Source organism: Variovorax stachyos (assembly GCF_051400855.1).
Lineage (GTDB): Bacteria > Pseudomonadota > Gammaproteobacteria > Burkholderiales > Burkholderiaceae_C > Variovorax.
Map to the genome: position 1 here is coordinate 169,041 of NZ_JBLFFN010000008.1, position 15,633 is coordinate 184,673.

Consider the following 15,633-nt stretch of genomic DNA (forward strand, 5'->3'; position numbering starts at 1 on the left):
CCATGCACGTCACCCGATTCGACCAGGCGCCCCCCTACGAGGCGCCCAACCACATCGACATGCGCTGCCTTCGCCTGCAGGGCAAGGAAGCCGGGCCCAGCACGCAGGTGTGGATGGGCATGAGCCAGATCCTGCCCGGCGGCCACACCGGCCTCGACGGCTCGCCGGTCGAGAAGCTGTACCTGGTGCTGGAAGGCCAGCTGCATGTCGTGTCCGAGCTCGAGGGCCGGCGCGACGAGCAGGTGCTCGGCCCCTATGACTCCTGCCGCTTCGCGCCGGGCGAGAAGCGGCAGTTGGTCAACCGCAGCCCGCGGCCGGTATTGGTCGCGCTGGTGATGGCGAACGCGCCGCCCGCAGGCAGCTGAGCTCATCCCCTCCTCTTCACCCCATCCAAAAACCGGAGACAACCATGACGCCATTGATTCCCGCCCGCCGCCGGCTCCTCGCTGCCGCATTGGCCGCTCTCGCCTTCACCGGCGCGCACGCCCAGGGCGACTGGCCCAAGGGCCAGACGATCAAGCTGATCGTGCCCTTCACCGCCGGCAGCGGCACCGACATCGTGGCGCGGCTGGTGGCCGAGCGCCTCGGCCCCGCGCTCGGCACCAGCGTGATCATCGACAACAAGCCCGGCGCCGGCGGCACGCTGGGTGCGGCGCAGGTGGCGAAGGCGCCGGCCGACGGCTACACGCTGCTGGTCCATTCGGCGGGGCACCTGGTCAACCCCTCGATCTACCCCAACCTCAGCTACGACACGCTGAAGGACTTCGCGGGCATCACGCCGATGGCCAGCCTGCCCAACATGCTGGTGGTCGCGCCCAACCGCTTCGCGGACGTGAAGGACCTGGTCGCGCAGGTCAAGGCCAAGCCCGGCAGCTTCAACTACGGCTCGGCAGGCAACGGCTCGGCCACGCACATGAACGCCGAGGTGTTCCGGCTGGCCGCGGGCGTGCAGGCGCAGCACGTGCCCTTCCGCGGCACGCCCGAGGCGATGAACGAGGTGATGGGCGGAAGAATCGACTGGTTCTTCGCGCCCATGGTCTCGGCCCTGCCGCTGGTCAAGGACGGCAGGCTCAAGGCGCTGGCGGTGGGCACCGGCAAGCGCTCGGGCGTGATGCCGCAGCTGCCCACCACCGTCGAGGCGGGCGTGCCGGGCTCGGAGTACCTGTTCTGGGTCGGGCTGTTTGCGCCCGCGAAGACGCCCAAGCCGGCCGTCGAGCGGCTGCAGGCGGAAGTCGCGAAGATCATGACGGCACCGGACCTGAAGGAGCGGCTGGACAAGCTCGGCGCCGAGCCCTTCGTCATGCCCTCGGCCGAGTTCGACAAGTTCCTCGTCGAGGAAACAGCCAAGGCGCAGCAGGTGGTGAAGGCGGCCGGCATCAAGGTCGACTGATGGCCATGAAGCTGTTCGGTGACGCGTCGCGGCGCGCCTACCGCCACTGGTGCGATGCGGCATGCGCGCACGGCGAAGATGTTGGCCGTGCAGAAACGCCACGCCGGCAATTCCTGCTCGCCGCCCTGGGCACCACCGCCGGCGGCATTTCGAGCACCTGGCTGTCCGGCTGCGCCACCGCAGCGCCTGCCGCCCCGGCCGACACCGTGGTGCTGAACGCCCGGGTCGCCACCATGGACGCGAAGACGCCGCGCGCGCAGGCCTTCGCCATCGCGGGCGACCAGTTCGCCGCCGTCGGCAGCGACAGCGAGATCTCGCGCTGGATCGGGCCGCGCACGCGCGTCATCGATGCGCAGCGCCGCTGCATCACGCCGGGCCTCATCGACTCGCATGCGCACTTCATCCGGGGCGGGCTCACCTACACGCAGGAGCTGCGCTGGGATGGCGTGCCCTCGCTCGCAGATGCCCTGCGCATGCTGCGCGAGCAGGCGCAGCGCACGCAGGCGCCGCACTGGGTGCAGGTGGTGGGCGGGTTCTCGCCCTACCAGTTCCGCGAGAAGCGGCTGCCGACGCTGGACGAGATCAACGCCGCCACGGGCGAGGTGCCCTGCTTCGTCATGAACCTGTACGACCGCGCATTCCTCAACCGTGCGGCCCTGCGCGTGCTCGGCTGGAACCGCGAGACGCCCGACCCCTTCGGCAGCACGCTCGAGAAGGATGCGGCCGGCAACCCGACGGGGCTGGTGGTCAACACCACCAGCCTGGGCGGCCTGGTGGCGCTGTTCGCGCGCGTGCCCAAGCTGGCGGATGCGGACCAGGCGCTTTCGACCGAGCTCTACATGCGCGAAATGAACCGGCTCGGCCTCACCAGCGTGGTCGACGCCGGCGGCGGCGGGCAGAACTACCCGGAGCACTACGGTGGCATCCGCAAGCTCGCGAGCGAAGGCCGCATGACGCTGCGCATTTCGTACAACCTGTTCGCGCAGCGGCCGGGCCGGGAGATCGACGACTACAAGCTGTGGTCGCAGCAGGTCTCGCCAGGCCAGGGCGACGACTACCTGCGGATGGCGGGCGCGGGCGAATACATCCTGTGGGCCGCGACCGATCCGGCGAACTTCGGCAAGAAGGTCACGCCGGCGCCGGCCATCATGGAATCGAAGCTGACGGAGGTGGCGACCTTCCTGGCCGGCAAGGGCTGGCCGATCCGCATGCACGCGAGCTACGACGCAACGGCCACGCGCATCCTCGACGTGCTCGAGAAGGTGAACCGCGAGGTCCCGCTCAAGAACCTGCGCTGGGCGCTCGATCATTGCGAAGACCTGTCGCCGCGCTCGATGGAGCGCGTGGCCGCGATGGGCGGACGCATCGCCATCCAGAACCGGATGTCGCTCGACGGCGAGGTCTACGCCCAGACCTGGGGCCGAGAGGCCGCCGCCGATGCACCGCCGATCGGCCGCATGCGCGCCATGGGCCTGCCCGTGGCCTGCGGCACCGATGCAAGCCGGGCCACGAGCTACAACCCCTGGGTCTCGCTTCACTGGCTGGTCACGGGCAAGACACTGGGCGACACGCGGCTCAATGCCGAGCGCAACCTGGTGAGCCGCGAAGTGGCGCTGCGCATGTGGACCCTCGAAGGCGCGGCGCTGACCGGCGAGGACGCGCGCAAGGGCTCGATCGCGCCAGGCAAGCTGGCGGATTTCGCCGTGCTGTCGGACGACTTCTTTGCCGTCCGCGAGGACGAGATCAAGGACATCACCGCCGTACTCACGATGGTCGGCGGCAAGGTGGTGCACGCAAGCGGGCCCTTCGCGGCGCAGGCACCGGCCATCGTGAAGCCGATGCCGGACTGGCTTCCCGTCAACATCTATGGCGGCTACCAGCAACGCCGTGGCGGCGCCGTCGTATCGCACGGCAGCGGCTGCTGTGGCAGCGCCGGTGCGGCGCCGATCATCATCGGCGACCAGGGCGCATGGCGGTACCAGTGCGGGTGCGCAGCGATATGAGCGCGCAACACACTGCCCTGGCAGGCAGCACAGGGCCGAGCCCTCACTCGTAGATGGTGAGCGGCCCGCAGTTCTCGTCGGTGACGAAGAAGGCAAGGAGCTTCGCGGTGCGTGCCGGGTCCGGGTTCTCTGCGAACACGTGCAGCGTGCCGGGCGGCTCGAAGAAGCTCTGGCCGGCCTGGTAGTCCGCGGGCGGCGTGCCTTGCAGCTGGGAGCGGACGGTCCCTTCGACCACCACTGCGGTGACGGAGCCCGGATGCCGGTGCGCCGGCGAATAGGCCAGCGGCGGAAACTCCACCAGCACGGTGGTCTGCGACTTGCCGGGCACGTTGGGCAAGGGCTCGCAGGACAGCGGCTTCACGATGGTCGCAGGGCGCGCGGCAGCGCCATCCGCAGCCGGGGCCGAGGCGAACATCGGCCGCCCCAGGCTGCTGCACAGATCGTCGAACCACTGCGTGGCCGAATGCGGCGCAGCGGGCGCGAGCAGCATCCACCCCGCGGCCAGCCCGATGGCCGCAATCGCCGCGTTGCGGCGGTAGGGGAGGAACAGGGCACTCATCGCAGGATCTCCGCCGGCCAGCGCAGCGCCGCACGCCAGCCGAGCTCGCGGCGTGCCTTCTCGGTGCTCAGCTCGGGGCCCTCCTCGGCAATGTTGTAGATGCCGCGCGCGTCACGTTGAACCGCCAGCAGCGCCGCCCATGCGGCCGCTTCGACATGGACCGGAGTGGCGCCGCGCGGGGTCTGGGTCGATGTGCCCGGACCGTAGAACTGCCCGTAGCGCAGCACCGTCCCCGCAAGGCCGGAGGTTTCGAGCGCGAGCGCTTCCAGCGCAGCCACGCCGCGCACGGTGATGCCGCGCGGGTCTTCGGCCGTGACATCCAGCGGCTGCTCCTCGCGCCAGGGTTTCGGGCCGGGCGCGTAGGCCCAGGCGATGCTCTGCGCGATCAGGCGCCGGCAACCGGCTGCGAGCGTCGCGGCGACCAGGTTGCGCGTGCCTTCGCTTCGGATGCGCGCGTTGCGCACCACCGCCTCTGTCATTCGCGCCGGGTCCAGGTCGCGCGGCAGGTCCGTGAGCTGGTGGATCACCACATCCGGTGCGATGCGCTTCAGGGCAGAGGCCAGCGCCGCCGCGTCGAAGACATCGACCACCACCGGTGCCACTTCCTGCGCCTCGAGCGCGCCGGCCCGCTCGGCGCGCCGGGTGCTGCCGTACACCGCGTAGCCGGCGTCCACCAGCAGCGGCGCCAGCACCGAGCCGATGGCGCCCGTGGCACCGGCCAGGAATATCTTCTTCTGCGTCATGTGTCCTCGAAGTCCTCTCTTGCGATCTCGAGGCTTCAGCTTAGGGCTACGATGCACTGCCCGAAAGATCCAAGAATCGCGAGAACGACCAGGCCATGATGAGCAGCGAAGGCGCCTTTCGCGCCGATCTTCTGACGCTCGACCGCAGCCGGTCGGAGCCGCTGTACCGGCAGATCGCCCAGCGGCTGCGCGACGCCATCGAGCAAGGTCTGCTGCGGCCCGGCGCGCGGGTCGCCTCGGCGCGCAGCCTGGCGAGCGAGCTCGGCGTGGCGCGCGCCACGGTGGAGCTGGCTTATGGCCAGCTGGCAGGCGAGGGCTACCTGCTCGCGCGCGGTCAGGCCGGCACGGTGGTCTCGCCTCGACTGCCGCCGCGGGCGCCCGCCCGCGCCAGCCGCGGCAGCACGCCGAGCGCTCCGACGCTGGCGCCGGTCGGCCCGCCACCGCCCTTCCAGCTCGGCATCCCGGCGCTCGACGCCTTTCCGCGCAAGCTCTGGGCGCGCCTGGCAGCCCGCAGGATCCGCGCGACCACCATCGCCGACATGAACTACGGCGACCCGGCCGGCTACGTGCCGCTGCGCGAGGCCATCGCCGCGTACTTGCGGGTGTCGCGCGGTGTGGCCTGCACCCCGGCCCAGGTGTTCGTCACGGCCGGGCATCGGGCAAGCCTGTCGCTGGTCTCGCGCGCACTGCTGGCGCCGAACGACCGCGCCTGGGTGGAAGAGCCGGGCTTTGCGCCCACGCGCGAGGTGCTGCAGGGCGCCGGCCAGCGCGTGGTGTCGGTCCCGGTCGACGTGCACGGCCTGCGCGTCGCCGAAGGCCGGCGCCGCGCGGCCGACGCGAAGCTGGCGGTCGTCACGCCCTCGCACCAGTCGCCGCTCGGCTATTCGATGAGCATGGCGCGCCGCCTCGAGCTGCTCGCGTGGGCCCAGGATGCGAAGGCCTGGATCGTCGAGGACGACTACGACGGCGAGTACCGCTATGCCGGGCATCCCCTGCCGGCGCTGAAGAGCCTGGACGGGCAGGACCGGGTGCTGTACGCAGGCACCTTCTCGAAGGTCATTCATCCGGGCCTGGCGCTGGCCTACCTGGTCGTGCCCGAGCCGCTGGTCGCGCGCTTCGGGCGGGCGGCCCGCACGTGGTCCAACGGCTGTCCGCAGCTCAGCCAGGCGATCGTCTGCGACTTCCTCAGGGAGGGTCACTTCGCACGTCACATCAAGAAGATGCGGCTGCTCTACGCGCGCCGGCGCGCGATGTTGGCCGCGGAGCTGCAGCACGTCTTCGGCGAGGCGGTGCACATCGAGCTGCGCAGTGGCGGCATGCACCTGATCGCCGGCTTCAAAGGCCTGGGCAGCGACGCCGCCCTGAGCCGCCTTGCGCAGGAGGCGGGCCTCAATTGCCGGGCGCTGTCGGAGCGCTACGCGGGCAGGCCCGCCCACGAAGGATTGCTCATGGGCTTCTCAAACATCGCCTCGGAGACGGAGGCCCGGCGACTGGTGGCCAGGCTGCGCAGGGCGCTCTTTGTGGACTAGGCGGCGCTCAGCGCTTCGGAATCTGGAGCGCGCCGCCGCGCTTTGCCGCGTCCAGCACGATTTGCGTGGTAAAGCTCCTGACGTTGGCGTCGTGCAAGAGGCAGGCGTTGCAGAACGCATCGTAGGCAGCGAGATCCGGCACGATGACCACCAGCACGTAGTCGACGTTGCCCGCGACCCCATAGCACTGCTGGACCTCGCCGCGCTGGATCACCTTGTCGCGGAACGCCCGCGTCGCGTGCGCCGATTCGTCGACCAGGTCAACATGCACGATCGCGGTCAAGCCCAGACCGAGTTTTGCGCAGTCGAGCGACGCGGTCTCGGCGACCACGACGCCGGTCTCACGCAGCCGCTTCAGCCGCCGCTGCACGGCTGCGGCCGACAGGCCGACCCGGGCGCCGATCTGCTCACCCGGCACTCGCGTGTCGTGCTGGTAGAGGTCGAGGATCTGGCGATCGAGCGCGTCGAGGTTCATGGTGTCCGGTCGGCCGCAGCGGCGGCACTCAAGATGCGGCGTGGCCGCGAAAGCAAGGTTCGAATCGAGGCCGAAAGCACCGGCCGCCTGTGCACACTCCCTGCATGCCGATTATCGAGACCCCCCACCGGCTCTCGCTCGCCAACATCGAGCGCGCAGCCACGCTGATCGACCCGCTGTTCCGCGAGAGCCCCCAGTTCGAGTCCGAACCGCTGTCGCAAGCGCTCGGTGCGTCTCTCATCCTGAAGGTCGAGACGCTGAATCCGCTGCGCTCCTTCAAGGGCCGCGGCGCCGACTTCTTCATGCATGAGAACGCTGCCCGCCTGCGTGGCCGAACCCTGGTGAGCGCGACCGCGGGAAACTGGGGTCAAGCCATGGCCTACGTATGCCGCGCGCGGCAACGGCGGCTCGTCATCTACAGCGCGACGACCGCCAGCGCGCTCAAGGTCGAGCGCATGCGCTCGATGGGCGCCGAGGTCCGCCTGCACAGCGACGATTTCGACGCGGCCAAGGAAGAGGCCCGGCGTTTCTGTGCCGACACGGGCGCCGCGTTCGTCGAAGACGGCCAGGAAGCGAGCATCGCCGAGGGCGCGGGAACGATCGGGCGCGAATTGCTGCGCCAGCACCGCTTCGACACCGTGCTCCTGCCACTGGGCAACGGCGCACTGGCCACGGGCGCCGGCCGCTGGATCAAGGCCCATGCGCCGGGAATCCGCGTGGTCGGCATCTGTGCCGAGGGCGCCGACGCGATGGCGGCCTCGTGGCAGCAGGGCCGCGTGATAGAACGTGAGGCCGTGCGCACCATCGCGGATGGAATCGCGGTTCGTTGCCCGGTCCCCGCAGCAGTGGCTGACATGCAAGGCACCGTGGACGAGGTGCTGCTGGTGGGCGAGGAAGCCATCCAGCGCGCGATGCGCCTGGTCTTTTCCACTGCCGGGCTGGTGAGCGAGCCCGCCGGCGTCGTTGGCGTCGCTGCCGTGCTGGAGCACCCTTCCCTGCGGTCTCAGCGCCTGGCCACGGTCCTGTGCGGCAGCAATCTCACCAACGAGCAGGTGGCTCGCTGGCTCCATTGAGGACGAAACCATGATCGATCACGTTTCACTCGGCACGAACAGCTATGCCCAGGCGGTGGCTTTCTACCAGCGCGCGCTGGCACCGCTGGGGCTGACGCTATTGCGAGATACCGGTACCGAGGCATCCTTCGGCATTCCCTCGCATTGGTCGTTCTTTCTCTACCCCGTTCCCATGGAGGAAAGGGTCACTGCGCGTGGCACCCACGTCGCATTCGCTGCGGCCTCGCGCGCCGAGGTGTCGGCGGTCCATGAAGCGGCCATGGCTGCGTCGGCCATGGACGTGTTCACGCCGCGCGAGCGGCCCGACATCAGCCCCACCTATTTCGGCGCGATCTTCCTGGACCTCGACGGCCACCGGATCGAGGTATTGACCAACGCGGACTGACCGACACCACACGGTGCCCCGCACGCGTTGTGGGCTAAGCTGCGCCCTGCCCATGACCCACGCCCTCCTGCTCCTGCTGCACCTGCTCTCCGCCGCCTTCTGGGTGGGCGGCATGGCGGTGATGCATTTCGCCGTTCGTCCCTCTGCCGTCGCAGTCTTGGAGCCGCCGCTGCGGCTGCCGCTGATGGCGCAGACGCTGTCGCGCTTCTTCGCCGGCGTGTCCGTCGCCATCGTCGCGCTGCTGGCCAGCGGCCTGGGGATGGTCTGGCTGGCGGGCGGCTTCGCGCGCGTGCACTGGAGCGTGCACGCCATGCTGGCCCTCGGGCTGGTGATGATGGCGGTGTTCCTGCACATCCGCTTCGCGCCCTACCCGCGCCTGCTGCGCGCCGTGGCCGGCCGCGAATGGCCGGTGGCCGCAGCCCAGCTCAACATGATCCGCCGGCTGGTGGAGCTGAACCTTGTGCTGGGCGTGGTGGTGTTCGCGCTGGCGATCGTCGGCCAGGTCTTGTGATGGCGCCTCAAGGCTGCGTGACCAGCTCGTAGCTGGTGCTGCGCCCGCCGGACTCAGACTTCTTCAACACCCCGCGTGCCACGAGGTCGCCGATGTCGCGCAGGGCCGTGTCGGCGGAACACTTGGCGATGGCAGCCCACTTGCTGCTCGTGAGCTTGCCCTCGAAGCCCTCGAGCAGGCGATTGAGGAGCTTGATCTGACGCTCGTTGAGCGGCAGCTCCGCCCAGCGCTGCCAGGCGTGCGACTTGAACAGCACCGCGGACAGCGACGCTTGCGCCCTCTCGACGGCGCGCAGCAGGCAGCCGAGGAACCAGGTCAGCCAGGGCGTCACGTCCAGCGCGCCCTTCTGGGTGCGCTCCAGCATCTCGTAGTAGTCCTTGCGCTCGCGCTGGATCTGGGCCGAGAGGCTGTAGAAGCGCTGTCCCGCGCGATCGGCGCGAGCCAGGGCCATGTCACCGACGGCGCGTGCGATACGGCCGTTGCCATCGTCGAACGGATGCAAAGTGACGAACCAGAGGTGCGCAAGGCCTGCATGCACGAGACGATCGCCTTCGGTGGACCGCTCGAACCAATCGAGGAAGCGCGCCATTTCTGCCTCGAGCCGCGACGCGGGCGGTGCCTCGAAGTGCACCGTTCGCCGGCCTACGGGGCCGGAGACCACCTGCATCGGCCCCGATGCATCGTCGCGCCACGCGCCCGTGCGGATCGGCGCCAGCCCGCTGTAGCCGGTGGGGAACAGTGCCGCATGCCAGCCGAAGAGCCGCTCGCGCGTGAGCGGCTGCGCATGCGCACCGGTGGCGTCGAGCACCATGTCGACCACGCCGTCGACATGCCGGTCCGCAGGCGCGAGCGCGCCGATGTCCAGCCCCAGCCGGCGCGCGATGGAGGATCGCACCGTCTCGGGGTTGAGCCGCTCGCCCTCGATCTCGCTGGTCTTGAGGACGTCGTCCGTCAGCACCCGCAGCGTGGTGGCGTCGCGCTGGGACAGCCCCAGATCGGCCATCCGGCCCAGCAGGTAGCCTCGAGCGGCGTGGACCGCGGCCAGCGGCTCGGCGAGAACCGCGAGGTCGTAGCGCAGGCGCGGCCAGCCGGCGTTCTCCCAGATGTAAAGCCCTTCGCTTTCTCCGCTTTTCATGCGGAGATTGTGCGCCTAATCGCCGCACTCGGCCGTGATTCACCGCAAGATATGCGGCGAATACGACTCCATTCGCCGCAAAGCGGCTAGATCACCCCAGCACCGCGCAGCGCCGCACGCTGCAACTCGTCGAGCCCCAGCTCGGCGAGCACCTCGTCGGTGTGCTGCCCCAGCGCCGGCGGCGCCCGGCGCAGCACCGGCGGCGTCCCCTGCAGGCGCAGCGGGCTGGCCACGCCGGCGATCTGCGAGATGCCGTCGCCGGCGTCACGCGGCAGCGTCACTGCGAGGCCGCGCGCCTTGACCTGCGCGTCCTCGAAGGCCTGGGCAATGTTGTTGATCGGGCCGCAGGGCACAGCCTTGTCCTCCAGCAGCGCGATCCATTCGGCGGTGGTTCGGGTGCGGGTGACGGCTTCCATCATCGGGATCAGCACCTCGCGGTGCCGCACCCGCAGGGTGTTGGTGGCAAAGCGTGGATCGCTCGCCCACTCCGGATGGCCCGCAGCCTCGCAGAAGCGGGTGAACTGGCCGTTGTTGCCGATCGCCAGCAGCATGGCGCCGTCCTTCGTGTGGAAGTCCTGGTAGGGCGCGAGGCTCGGATGGCTGTTGCCCTGGCGCTGGGGCGCGACGCCGGTGTTGAGAAAGGCGCTGGCCTGGTTGGCGAGGATGGCCATGCCGACGTCGAGCAGCGCCATGTCGATGTGCTGGCCCTCGCCGGTGCGGTGACGCACTTCGATCGCCGCCAGGATGGCAGTCGCAGCGTAAACGCCGGTGAAGAGGTCGGTGAGCGCCACGCCCACGCGCAGCGGCCCGCCGCCGGGCTCGCCGTCGGGGCGGCCGGTGATGCTCATCATGCCGGTGGTGGCCTGGATCATCAGGTCGTAGCCGGCGCGCGAGGCATGCGGGCCGTCGTGGCCGAAACCGGTCACGCTGCAATAGACCAGGCGCGGGTTGACGGCGCGCAGGCTCTCGTAGTCCAGCCCGTATTGCCGCAGGCCGCCGGTCTTGAAGTTCTCGACCACGATGTCGGCCTGCGCCGCCATTTTCTTCAGCAGGTCTTGGCCTTCGGGGGTCGCCATGTCGATGGTGACCGAGCGCTTGTTGCGGTTGCACGAGGTGAAGTAGGTGGCCTGGTCGGTATCGCGGCCGTGCTCATCCTTAAGGAAAGGCGGCCCCCAGGTGCGCGTGTCGTCGCCGACGCCGGGCCGCTCGATCTTGACCACGTCCGCACCCAGGTCCGCGAGGATCTGGGTGCACCACGGGCCGGCGAGGACGCGAGAAAGATCGAGAACCTTGATGCCGTCGAGTGCTGCTGGGGTCATTTGATTTTGAGGATGCCCGTGCCCGGCTTCAGTTCGAGAACGCCGCGATGCCCGTCTGCGCACGCCCCAGGATCAGCGCGTGGATGTCGTGCGTGCCTTCATAGGTGTTGACCACTTCCAGGTTGACCAGGTGCCGCGCCACGCCGAACTCGTCGCTGATGCCGTTGCCGCCCATCATGTCGCGTGCCAGGCGGGCGATGTCCAGCGCCTTGCCGCAGGAGTTGCGCTTGAGCAGGGAGGTGACCTCGACGGACGCCGTGCCCTCGTCCTTCATGCGGCCCAGGCGCAGGCAGCCCTGCAGGCCCAGCGTGATCTCGGTCTGCATGTCGGCCAGCTTCTTCTGGACCAATTGGTTGGCGGCAAGCGGACGGCCGAACTGCTTGCGGTCCAGCGTGTACTGGCGGGCGCGGTGCCAGCAGTCCTCGGCTGCCCCCAGCGCGCCCCACGAGATGCCGTAGCGGGCGCTGTTGAGGCAGGTGAAGGGGCCCTTCAGGCCGCGCACCTCGGGGAAGGCGTTTTCTTCGGGGCAGAACACGTTGTCCATCACGATCTCGCCGGTGATGCTGGCGCGCAGGCCGACCTTGCCGTGGATGGCAGGGGCCGACAGGCCCTTCATGCCCTTCTCGAGCACGAAGCCGCGGATCGGGCCGACCGCGCCGCCCTCGCTTACTTCCTTGGCCCAGACCACGAACACGTCGGCGATCGGGCTGTTGCTGATCCACATCTTGGCGCCGGTGAGCGCATAGCCGCCAGGCACCTTCTTGGCGCGGGTGACCATGCTGCCGGGGTCGGAGCCGTGGTCGGGCTCGGTCAGGCCGAAGCAGCCGATCCATTCGCCGGTGGCGAGCTTGGGCAGGTACTTCTGCTTCTGTGCCTCGGTGCCGAATTCGTTGATGGGCACCATCACCAGCGAGCTCTGCACGCTGGCCATCGAACGGTAGCCGGAGTCGACGCGCTCGACTTCGCGCGCGATCAGGCCGTAGCAGACGTAGTTGAGTGCCGGGCCGCCGTACTGCTCTGGGATGGTCGGGCCGAGCAGGCCGAGCTCGCCCATCTCGCGGAAGATCTTGGGATCGGTCTCGCCGGTGCGAAAGCCTTCGAGCACGCGGGGCGCGAGCTGGCCCTGGCAGTAGGCATTCGCGGCGTCGCGCACCTGGCGCTCTTCGCTGGTGAGCTGCTGGTCGAGCAGGAACGGGTCGTCCCAATGGAATGCGGCGTGGGCCATGTGCGGTCTCCGGTGTAGGTGGCGGGGGGAAGCTGCCTGCCATGCTAAGCCGCAGGCCCTCCGAGCGCAAACGAAGATTCGGCACCCAGTTATGCGGTTTGCTCACTTCATCGCACAATGCTTTGCCCGGTGTTCATTGGGCCGAGGACTCGATCATCCATGTAAGCCCCGCATACCATGCGCCGAAGACTACCTTCCACCCAGGCCCTGATCTGCTTCGAGGCGGCCGCCCGCCACGAGAGCTACACCCGCGCCGCGCAGGAGCTCGCGCTGACGCAGAGCGCGGTCTCGCGCCAGATCAGGGCGCTGGAGGACTTCCTCGGCATGGCGCTGTTCCGCCGCACCCGCCACGGCGTTGCGCTGACCCCGGCCGGCGCCGACTACGCGCGCCAGATCGCGCGCCAGCTCGACAGCATGGAGCGCGACACGCTCGACGCGATGGCGCGCCAGGGCGTGGGCGGCTCGCTGCAGCTGGCGGCGGTGCCCACCTTCGCCACCCGCTGGCTGATCCCGCGCCTGCCGGACTTCGCCAGGCGCCAGCCCGACATCACGGTCCACATCGAGACCCGCACCCGCCCCTTTCTCTTCAACGACACGCCCTTCGACGCCGCCATCTACGCCGGCACGCCCGCCCAGGCCGCCAACTGGGCCGGCACGCGCTCGGTGCTGCTGCTGAACGAGGACGTGGTGCCGGTCTGCAGCCCTGCCCTGCTCGGCACGAAGGCGCAACTGTCGCCGGCCGCGGTCGCGCGCATGCCGCTGCTGCAGCAGAGCACCCGGCCCGATGGCTGGCACCGGTGGTTCGACGCCCAGAAGGTCGATGCGCCGCGCGCGCGCAGCGGGCCGCGCTACGAGCTGTTCTCCATGATCGCGGTGGCCGCCGCGCACGGCCTCGGCGTGGCGCTGATGCCGCGCATGCTGATCGAGCCGGAGCTGGCACGCGGCGAGCTGGCGGTGGCCTGCGACCGGCCGCTGCGCGCGGAGCGGGGCTACTTCCTGGTCACGCCGGCGAGCGCGGACGAGCGGCCCGCGCTCGCGGCCTTGCGCGAGTGGCTGGTCGCGCAAGCCTCCGGCGAAGCACCACCGGCCGAACGCCGCTGAAGGGCTGGCCCGCGAGGGGCCTTTCGGTTTAGCATTTTGTCCCCGGCATCGGAGCCCGCTCGCCCGCGGGGTGCAGCGCCGCTTCCGGCCGTCACGATGGAGACGCGCCATGCCTACCTACCAGTACCGTTGCCAGAAGTGCGGCGAGGTGTTCGAACACGCCGAGCACATCGCCGAACATGCGACCGTGCAGCTGCGCTGCCCCAAGTGCGGCAGCGAGTCGGTCGAACACAAGCCGACGCAGTTTTTCGCGAAGACCTCCAAGAAGAGCTGAACGCCCGGCACAAGAGGCCTGCTGCGCCGTTCGCGTTTTCGATGCTGGCATCCGGCGGCACAGTCTCTTATGCTTTCGGCTTGCCGCACGACGGCGCCAGCCAGGTTTGTCGTCCACCCATTCTTTTCGAGGAGCGAACATGTCACTGCGCATCAACGACGAGGCCCCCAACTTCAAGGCCAAGACAACGAAGGGGGAGATCGACTTTCACCAATGGATCGGCGACCAATGGGCGATCCTGTTTTCGCACCCCAAGGACTTCACGCCGGTATGCACCACCGAGCTGGGCTACATGGCGAAGATCGAGCCCGAGTTCACCAAGCGCAACGCCAAGCTGATCGGCCTGAGCATCGACCCGGTCGACGCCCATGACCGCTGGTCCGACGACATCGAGGAAACGCAGGGCGCACGCCCCAACTACCCGATGATCGGCGACACCGACCTGCAGGTGGCGAAGCTCTACAACATGCTGCCGGCCGAGGAGCCGGGCACCTCCGACGGCCGCACCGCGGCCACCAACGCCACGGTGCGCTCGGTCTTCATCATCGGCCCGGACAAGAAGATCAAGCTGATGCTGACCTACCCGATGACCACCGGCCGCAACTTCGACGAGATCCTGCGCGTGCTCGACTCCATCCAGCTGACCGCCAAGCACAAGGTTGCCACGCCGGCGAACTGGAAGCAGGGCGACGATGTGATCATCGCCGGCTCGGTCTCCGACGACGACGCCAAGAAGCTGTTCCCCGAAGGCTGGAACGCGCCCAAGCCCTACCTGCGCGTGGTCAAGCAGCCCGGCTGAGCCCGGCAGCAGCATGGTCTTCGAGCAGGTCGCGACCGGCGGCTGCCAGTCCTACCTGGTCGGCTGCGACCAGAGCTGCGCCGCAGCGCTGATCGATCCGGAGCTGAGCCAGATCGACCACTATCTCGGCCTGGCCGCGCGCCACGGCGTGCGCATCCGCTACCTGATCGATACCCACACGCACGCCGATCATTTCTCGGCCACGCGCGAGCTCGCGCGGCAGCTCCAGGTGCCGGTGGTGATGCACCGCGCCAGCCCGGCGCCCTTCGTCGAGCTGCGCCTGGCCGACGGCGAGATGCTGGTGCTGGGCAAGCTCAGGCTCTCGGTGCTGCACACGCCGGGCCACACGGCGGACTCGATGTGCCTGCAAGTGGAAGACCGGTTGTTCACCGGCGACACCCTGCTGATCGGCGCGACCGGCCGCACCGACCTGCCCAGCGGCGACCCCGAAGCGCTCTACGACAGCCTCTTCAACCGCGTGCTGCGGCTGGACCCGGCGCTCAAGGTCTGCCCGGCGCACGACTACAAGGGACGCACGCATTCGACCATCGGCGAGGAGCTGGCCAACAACCCGCGGCTGCAGAAGCGCGAGCGCGCCGAGTTCGTCGAGATGATGAGGAGCCTCAATCTCACGATGCCCACCCACGTCACCGAGGCGCTGCGGACCAACATGAGCGGCGGCAAGACGGTGGCGCGGCTGCTGGCCGAGGCCGCCGCGACGGTGCCCTTCATGTCGCTGGCCGAGCTCAAGGCGCGCGTGGAGGCCGGCGAGGACGACCTGATCGTGCTCGACGTGCGCGAGCGCGAGGCCTACGAGGCCGGCCATGTCCCGGGTGCACGGCTGCTGCCGCGGGGCCAGCTGGAGCTGCGCGTCAACCAGGACCTGCCCGATCCCACGCAGCGCATCCTCAGCTGCTGCGAGCTGGGATACATCTCCACACTGGCGGCAGCCACACTGCGCAACATGGGGTTCCAGCACGCGGTCGCGCTCGATGGCGGCATGAAGGCGTGGCGCGAGGCGGGCTATCCGCTCAAGGCCGGCAAGGAACCCTAGCGGGCCGAACGCCGAACCCGGCGGCGGCACACGGCTCACGGCACGGCACACGGCACAC

The 15,633-nt window shown here is 69.4% G+C and carries 17 protein-coding genes; 11 read left to right on the forward strand and 6 right to left on the reverse strand.

The genetic code is table 11. From position 1 onward, the window contains the following. The first annotated feature begins 2 nt into the window (after positions 1-2). From ACMGEZ_RS17020 to ACMGEZ_RS17030, 3 genes are read left to right on the forward strand one after another with little or no spacing between them, the layout of a single operon-like run. Positions 3-365, forward strand: coding sequence for a cupin domain-containing protein (locus ACMGEZ_RS17020; protein ID WP_436823449.1), 363 nt, complete (start codon positions 3-5; stop codon positions 363-365). 44 nt (positions 366-409) lie between these two features. Beyond that, on the forward strand, positions 410-1,390 hold the full coding sequence (locus ACMGEZ_RS17025; RefSeq protein ID WP_436823450.1) for a Bug family tripartite tricarboxylate transporter substrate binding protein: 981 nt from the start codon (positions 410-412) through the stop codon (positions 1,388-1,390). Continuing rightward, on the forward strand, positions 1,390-3,393 hold the full coding sequence (locus tag ACMGEZ_RS17030) for an amidohydrolase (protein WP_436823451.1): 2,004 nt from the start codon (positions 1,390-1,392) through the stop codon (positions 3,391-3,393). Before ACMGEZ_RS17025 ends, ACMGEZ_RS17030 begins: the two co-directional genes overlap by 1 nt. 43 nt (positions 3,394-3,436) lie before the next feature. Here ACMGEZ_RS17030 and ACMGEZ_RS17035 read toward each other — a convergent pair whose 3' ends face one another. Together ACMGEZ_RS17035 and ACMGEZ_RS17040 are read right to left on the reverse strand one after the other, a co-directional pair. Continuing rightward, positions 3,437-3,952 (reverse strand): cupin domain-containing protein, encoded by a 516-nt coding sequence (locus ACMGEZ_RS17035; RefSeq protein ID WP_436823452.1) that lies wholly within the window; start codon positions 3,950-3,952, stop codon positions 3,437-3,439. Then, positions 3,949-4,695 (reverse strand): NAD-dependent epimerase/dehydratase family protein, encoded by a 747-nt coding sequence (locus ACMGEZ_RS17040; protein ID WP_436823453.1) that lies wholly within the window; start codon positions 4,693-4,695, stop codon positions 3,949-3,951. The genes ACMGEZ_RS17035 and ACMGEZ_RS17040 overlap by 4 nt, the downstream gene beginning before the upstream one ends. Positions 4,696-4,793: 98 nt before the next feature. On the opposite strand from ACMGEZ_RS17040, the gene pdxR reads away from it, so the two are divergent. Further along, entirely contained in the window at positions 4,794-6,224 is a 1,431-nt protein-coding gene (pdxR, locus tag ACMGEZ_RS17045) for a MocR-like pyridoxine biosynthesis transcription factor PdxR (RefSeq protein ID WP_436823530.1), read from the forward strand. 7 nt (positions 6,225-6,231) lie between these two features. Here the strand turns inward: pdxR and ACMGEZ_RS17050 are convergent, their stop codons facing one another. Beyond that, a complete protein-coding gene (locus tag ACMGEZ_RS17050; RefSeq protein WP_436823454.1) occupies positions 6,232-6,699 on the reverse strand; it encodes an Lrp/AsnC family transcriptional regulator in 468 nt (155 codons plus the stop codon). A gap of 104 nt (positions 6,700-6,803) precedes the next feature. On the opposite strand from ACMGEZ_RS17050, the gene ACMGEZ_RS17055 reads away from it, so the two are divergent. The 3 genes from ACMGEZ_RS17055 to ACMGEZ_RS17065 are packed head-to-tail and all read left to right on the forward strand — an operon-like array spanning position 6,804 to position 8,668. Beyond that, a complete protein-coding gene (locus ACMGEZ_RS17055; RefSeq protein WP_436823455.1) occupies positions 6,804-7,772 on the forward strand; it encodes a threonine ammonia-lyase in 969 nt (322 codons plus the stop codon). Positions 7,773-7,782: 10 nt separating this feature from the next. After that, on the forward strand, positions 7,783-8,157 hold the full coding sequence (locus ACMGEZ_RS17060; protein ID WP_436823456.1) for a VOC family protein: 375 nt from the start codon (positions 7,783-7,785) through the stop codon (positions 8,155-8,157). 52 nt (positions 8,158-8,209) lie between these two features. After that, positions 8,210-8,668, forward strand: a complete 459-nt coding sequence (locus tag ACMGEZ_RS17065; RefSeq protein WP_436823457.1) for a CopD family protein — start codon at positions 8,210-8,212, stop codon at positions 8,666-8,668. A 7-nt stretch (positions 8,669-8,675) separates the two neighbouring features. Here the strand turns inward: ACMGEZ_RS17065 and ACMGEZ_RS17070 are convergent, their stop codons facing one another. From ACMGEZ_RS17070 to ACMGEZ_RS17080, 3 genes are all read right to left on the reverse strand, one after another. Beyond that, positions 8,676-9,803: a Fic family protein gene (locus ACMGEZ_RS17070; protein WP_436823458.1), complete on the reverse strand. Its 1,128-nt coding sequence runs from the start codon at positions 9,801-9,803 to the stop codon at positions 8,676-8,678. 86 nt (positions 9,804-9,889) lie between these two features. Beyond that, positions 9,890-11,122, reverse strand: coding sequence for a CaiB/BaiF CoA transferase family protein (locus ACMGEZ_RS17075; protein ID WP_436823459.1), 1,233 nt, complete (start codon positions 11,120-11,122; stop codon positions 9,890-9,892). A gap of 28 nt (positions 11,123-11,150) precedes the next feature. Beyond that, positions 11,151-12,347 (reverse strand): acyl-CoA dehydrogenase, encoded by a 1,197-nt coding sequence (locus ACMGEZ_RS17080; protein ID WP_436823460.1) that lies wholly within the window; start codon positions 12,345-12,347, stop codon positions 11,151-11,153. 177 nt (positions 12,348-12,524) lie between these two features. Here ACMGEZ_RS17080 and ACMGEZ_RS17085 point away from each other — a divergent pair, with 177 nt between their 5' ends. The 4 genes from ACMGEZ_RS17085 to ACMGEZ_RS17100 all read left to right on the forward strand — a co-directional run bounded on the left by ACMGEZ_RS17085 (position 12,525) and on the right by ACMGEZ_RS17100 (position 15,575). Further along, on the forward strand, positions 12,525-13,448 hold the full coding sequence (locus ACMGEZ_RS17085) for a LysR substrate-binding domain-containing protein (protein WP_436823461.1): 924 nt from the start codon (positions 12,525-12,527) through the stop codon (positions 13,446-13,448). 109 nt (positions 13,449-13,557) lie between these two features. Then, positions 13,558-13,722 carry an FmdB family zinc ribbon protein gene (locus ACMGEZ_RS17090; RefSeq protein WP_436823462.1) on the forward strand — a complete coding sequence of 55 codons (165 nt, stop codon included), beginning with the start codon at positions 13,558-13,560 and terminating at the stop codon, positions 13,720-13,722. Positions 13,723-13,861: 139 nt separating this feature from the next. Beyond that, positions 13,862-14,521 carry a peroxiredoxin gene (locus tag ACMGEZ_RS17095; protein ID WP_436823463.1) on the forward strand — a complete coding sequence of 220 codons (660 nt, stop codon included), beginning with the start codon at positions 13,862-13,864 and terminating at the stop codon, positions 14,519-14,521. A 13-nt stretch (positions 14,522-14,534) separates the two neighbouring features. Beyond that, a complete protein-coding gene (locus ACMGEZ_RS17100; RefSeq protein ID WP_436823464.1) occupies positions 14,535-15,575 on the forward strand; it encodes an MBL fold metallo-hydrolase in 1,041 nt (346 codons plus the stop codon). Positions 15,576-15,633 lie beyond the last annotated feature (58 nt).

Excerpts from the sequence above, each read along its gene's own strand:
- ACMGEZ_RS17020 (WP_436823449.1), top strand. The coding sequence starts at position 3 with ATGCACGTCACCCGATTCGACCAGGCGCCCCCCTACGAGGCGCCCAAC.
- ACMGEZ_RS17025 (WP_436823450.1), top strand. The coding sequence starts at position 410 with ATGACGCCATTGATTCCCGCCCGCCGCCGGCTCCTCGCTGCCGCATTG.
- ACMGEZ_RS17030 (WP_436823451.1), top strand. The coding sequence starts at position 1,390 with ATGGCCATGAAGCTGTTCGGTGACGCGTCGCGGCGCGCCTACCGCCAC.
- ACMGEZ_RS17035 (WP_436823452.1), bottom strand. The coding sequence starts at position 3,952 with ATGAGTGCCCTGTTCCTCCCCTACCGCCGCAACGCGGCGATTGCGGCC.
- ACMGEZ_RS17040 (WP_436823453.1), bottom strand. The coding sequence starts at position 4,695 with ATGACGCAGAAGAAGATATTCCTGGCCGGTGCCACGGGCGCCATCGGC.
- pdxR (WP_436823530.1), top strand. The coding sequence starts at position 4,794 with ATGAGCAGCGAAGGCGCCTTTCGCGCCGATCTTCTGACGCTCGACCGC.
- ACMGEZ_RS17050 (WP_436823454.1), bottom strand. The coding sequence starts at position 6,699 with ATGAACCTCGACGCGCTCGATCGCCAGATCCTCGACCTCTACCAGCAC.
- ACMGEZ_RS17055 (WP_436823455.1), top strand. The coding sequence starts at position 6,804 with ATGCCGATTATCGAGACCCCCCACCGGCTCTCGCTCGCCAACATCGAG.
- ACMGEZ_RS17060 (WP_436823456.1), top strand. The coding sequence starts at position 7,783 with ATGATCGATCACGTTTCACTCGGCACGAACAGCTATGCCCAGGCGGTG.
- ACMGEZ_RS17065 (WP_436823457.1), top strand. The coding sequence starts at position 8,210 with ATGACCCACGCCCTCCTGCTCCTGCTGCACCTGCTCTCCGCCGCCTTC.
- ACMGEZ_RS17070 (WP_436823458.1), bottom strand. The coding sequence starts at position 9,803 with ATGAAAAGCGGAGAAAGCGAAGGGCTTTACATCTGGGAGAACGCCGGC.
- ACMGEZ_RS17075 (WP_436823459.1), bottom strand. The coding sequence starts at position 11,122 with ATGACCCCAGCAGCACTCGACGGCATCAAGGTTCTCGATCTTTCTCGC.
- ACMGEZ_RS17080 (WP_436823460.1), bottom strand. The coding sequence starts at position 12,347 with ATGGCCCACGCCGCATTCCATTGGGACGACCCGTTCCTGCTCGACCAG.
- ACMGEZ_RS17085 (WP_436823461.1), top strand. The coding sequence starts at position 12,525 with ATGCGCCGAAGACTACCTTCCACCCAGGCCCTGATCTGCTTCGAGGCG.
- ACMGEZ_RS17090 (WP_436823462.1), top strand. The coding sequence starts at position 13,558 with ATGCCTACCTACCAGTACCGTTGCCAGAAGTGCGGCGAGGTGTTCGAA.
- ACMGEZ_RS17095 (WP_436823463.1), top strand. The coding sequence starts at position 13,862 with ATGTCACTGCGCATCAACGACGAGGCCCCCAACTTCAAGGCCAAGACA.
- ACMGEZ_RS17100 (WP_436823464.1), top strand. The coding sequence starts at position 14,535 with ATGGTCTTCGAGCAGGTCGCGACCGGCGGCTGCCAGTCCTACCTGGTC.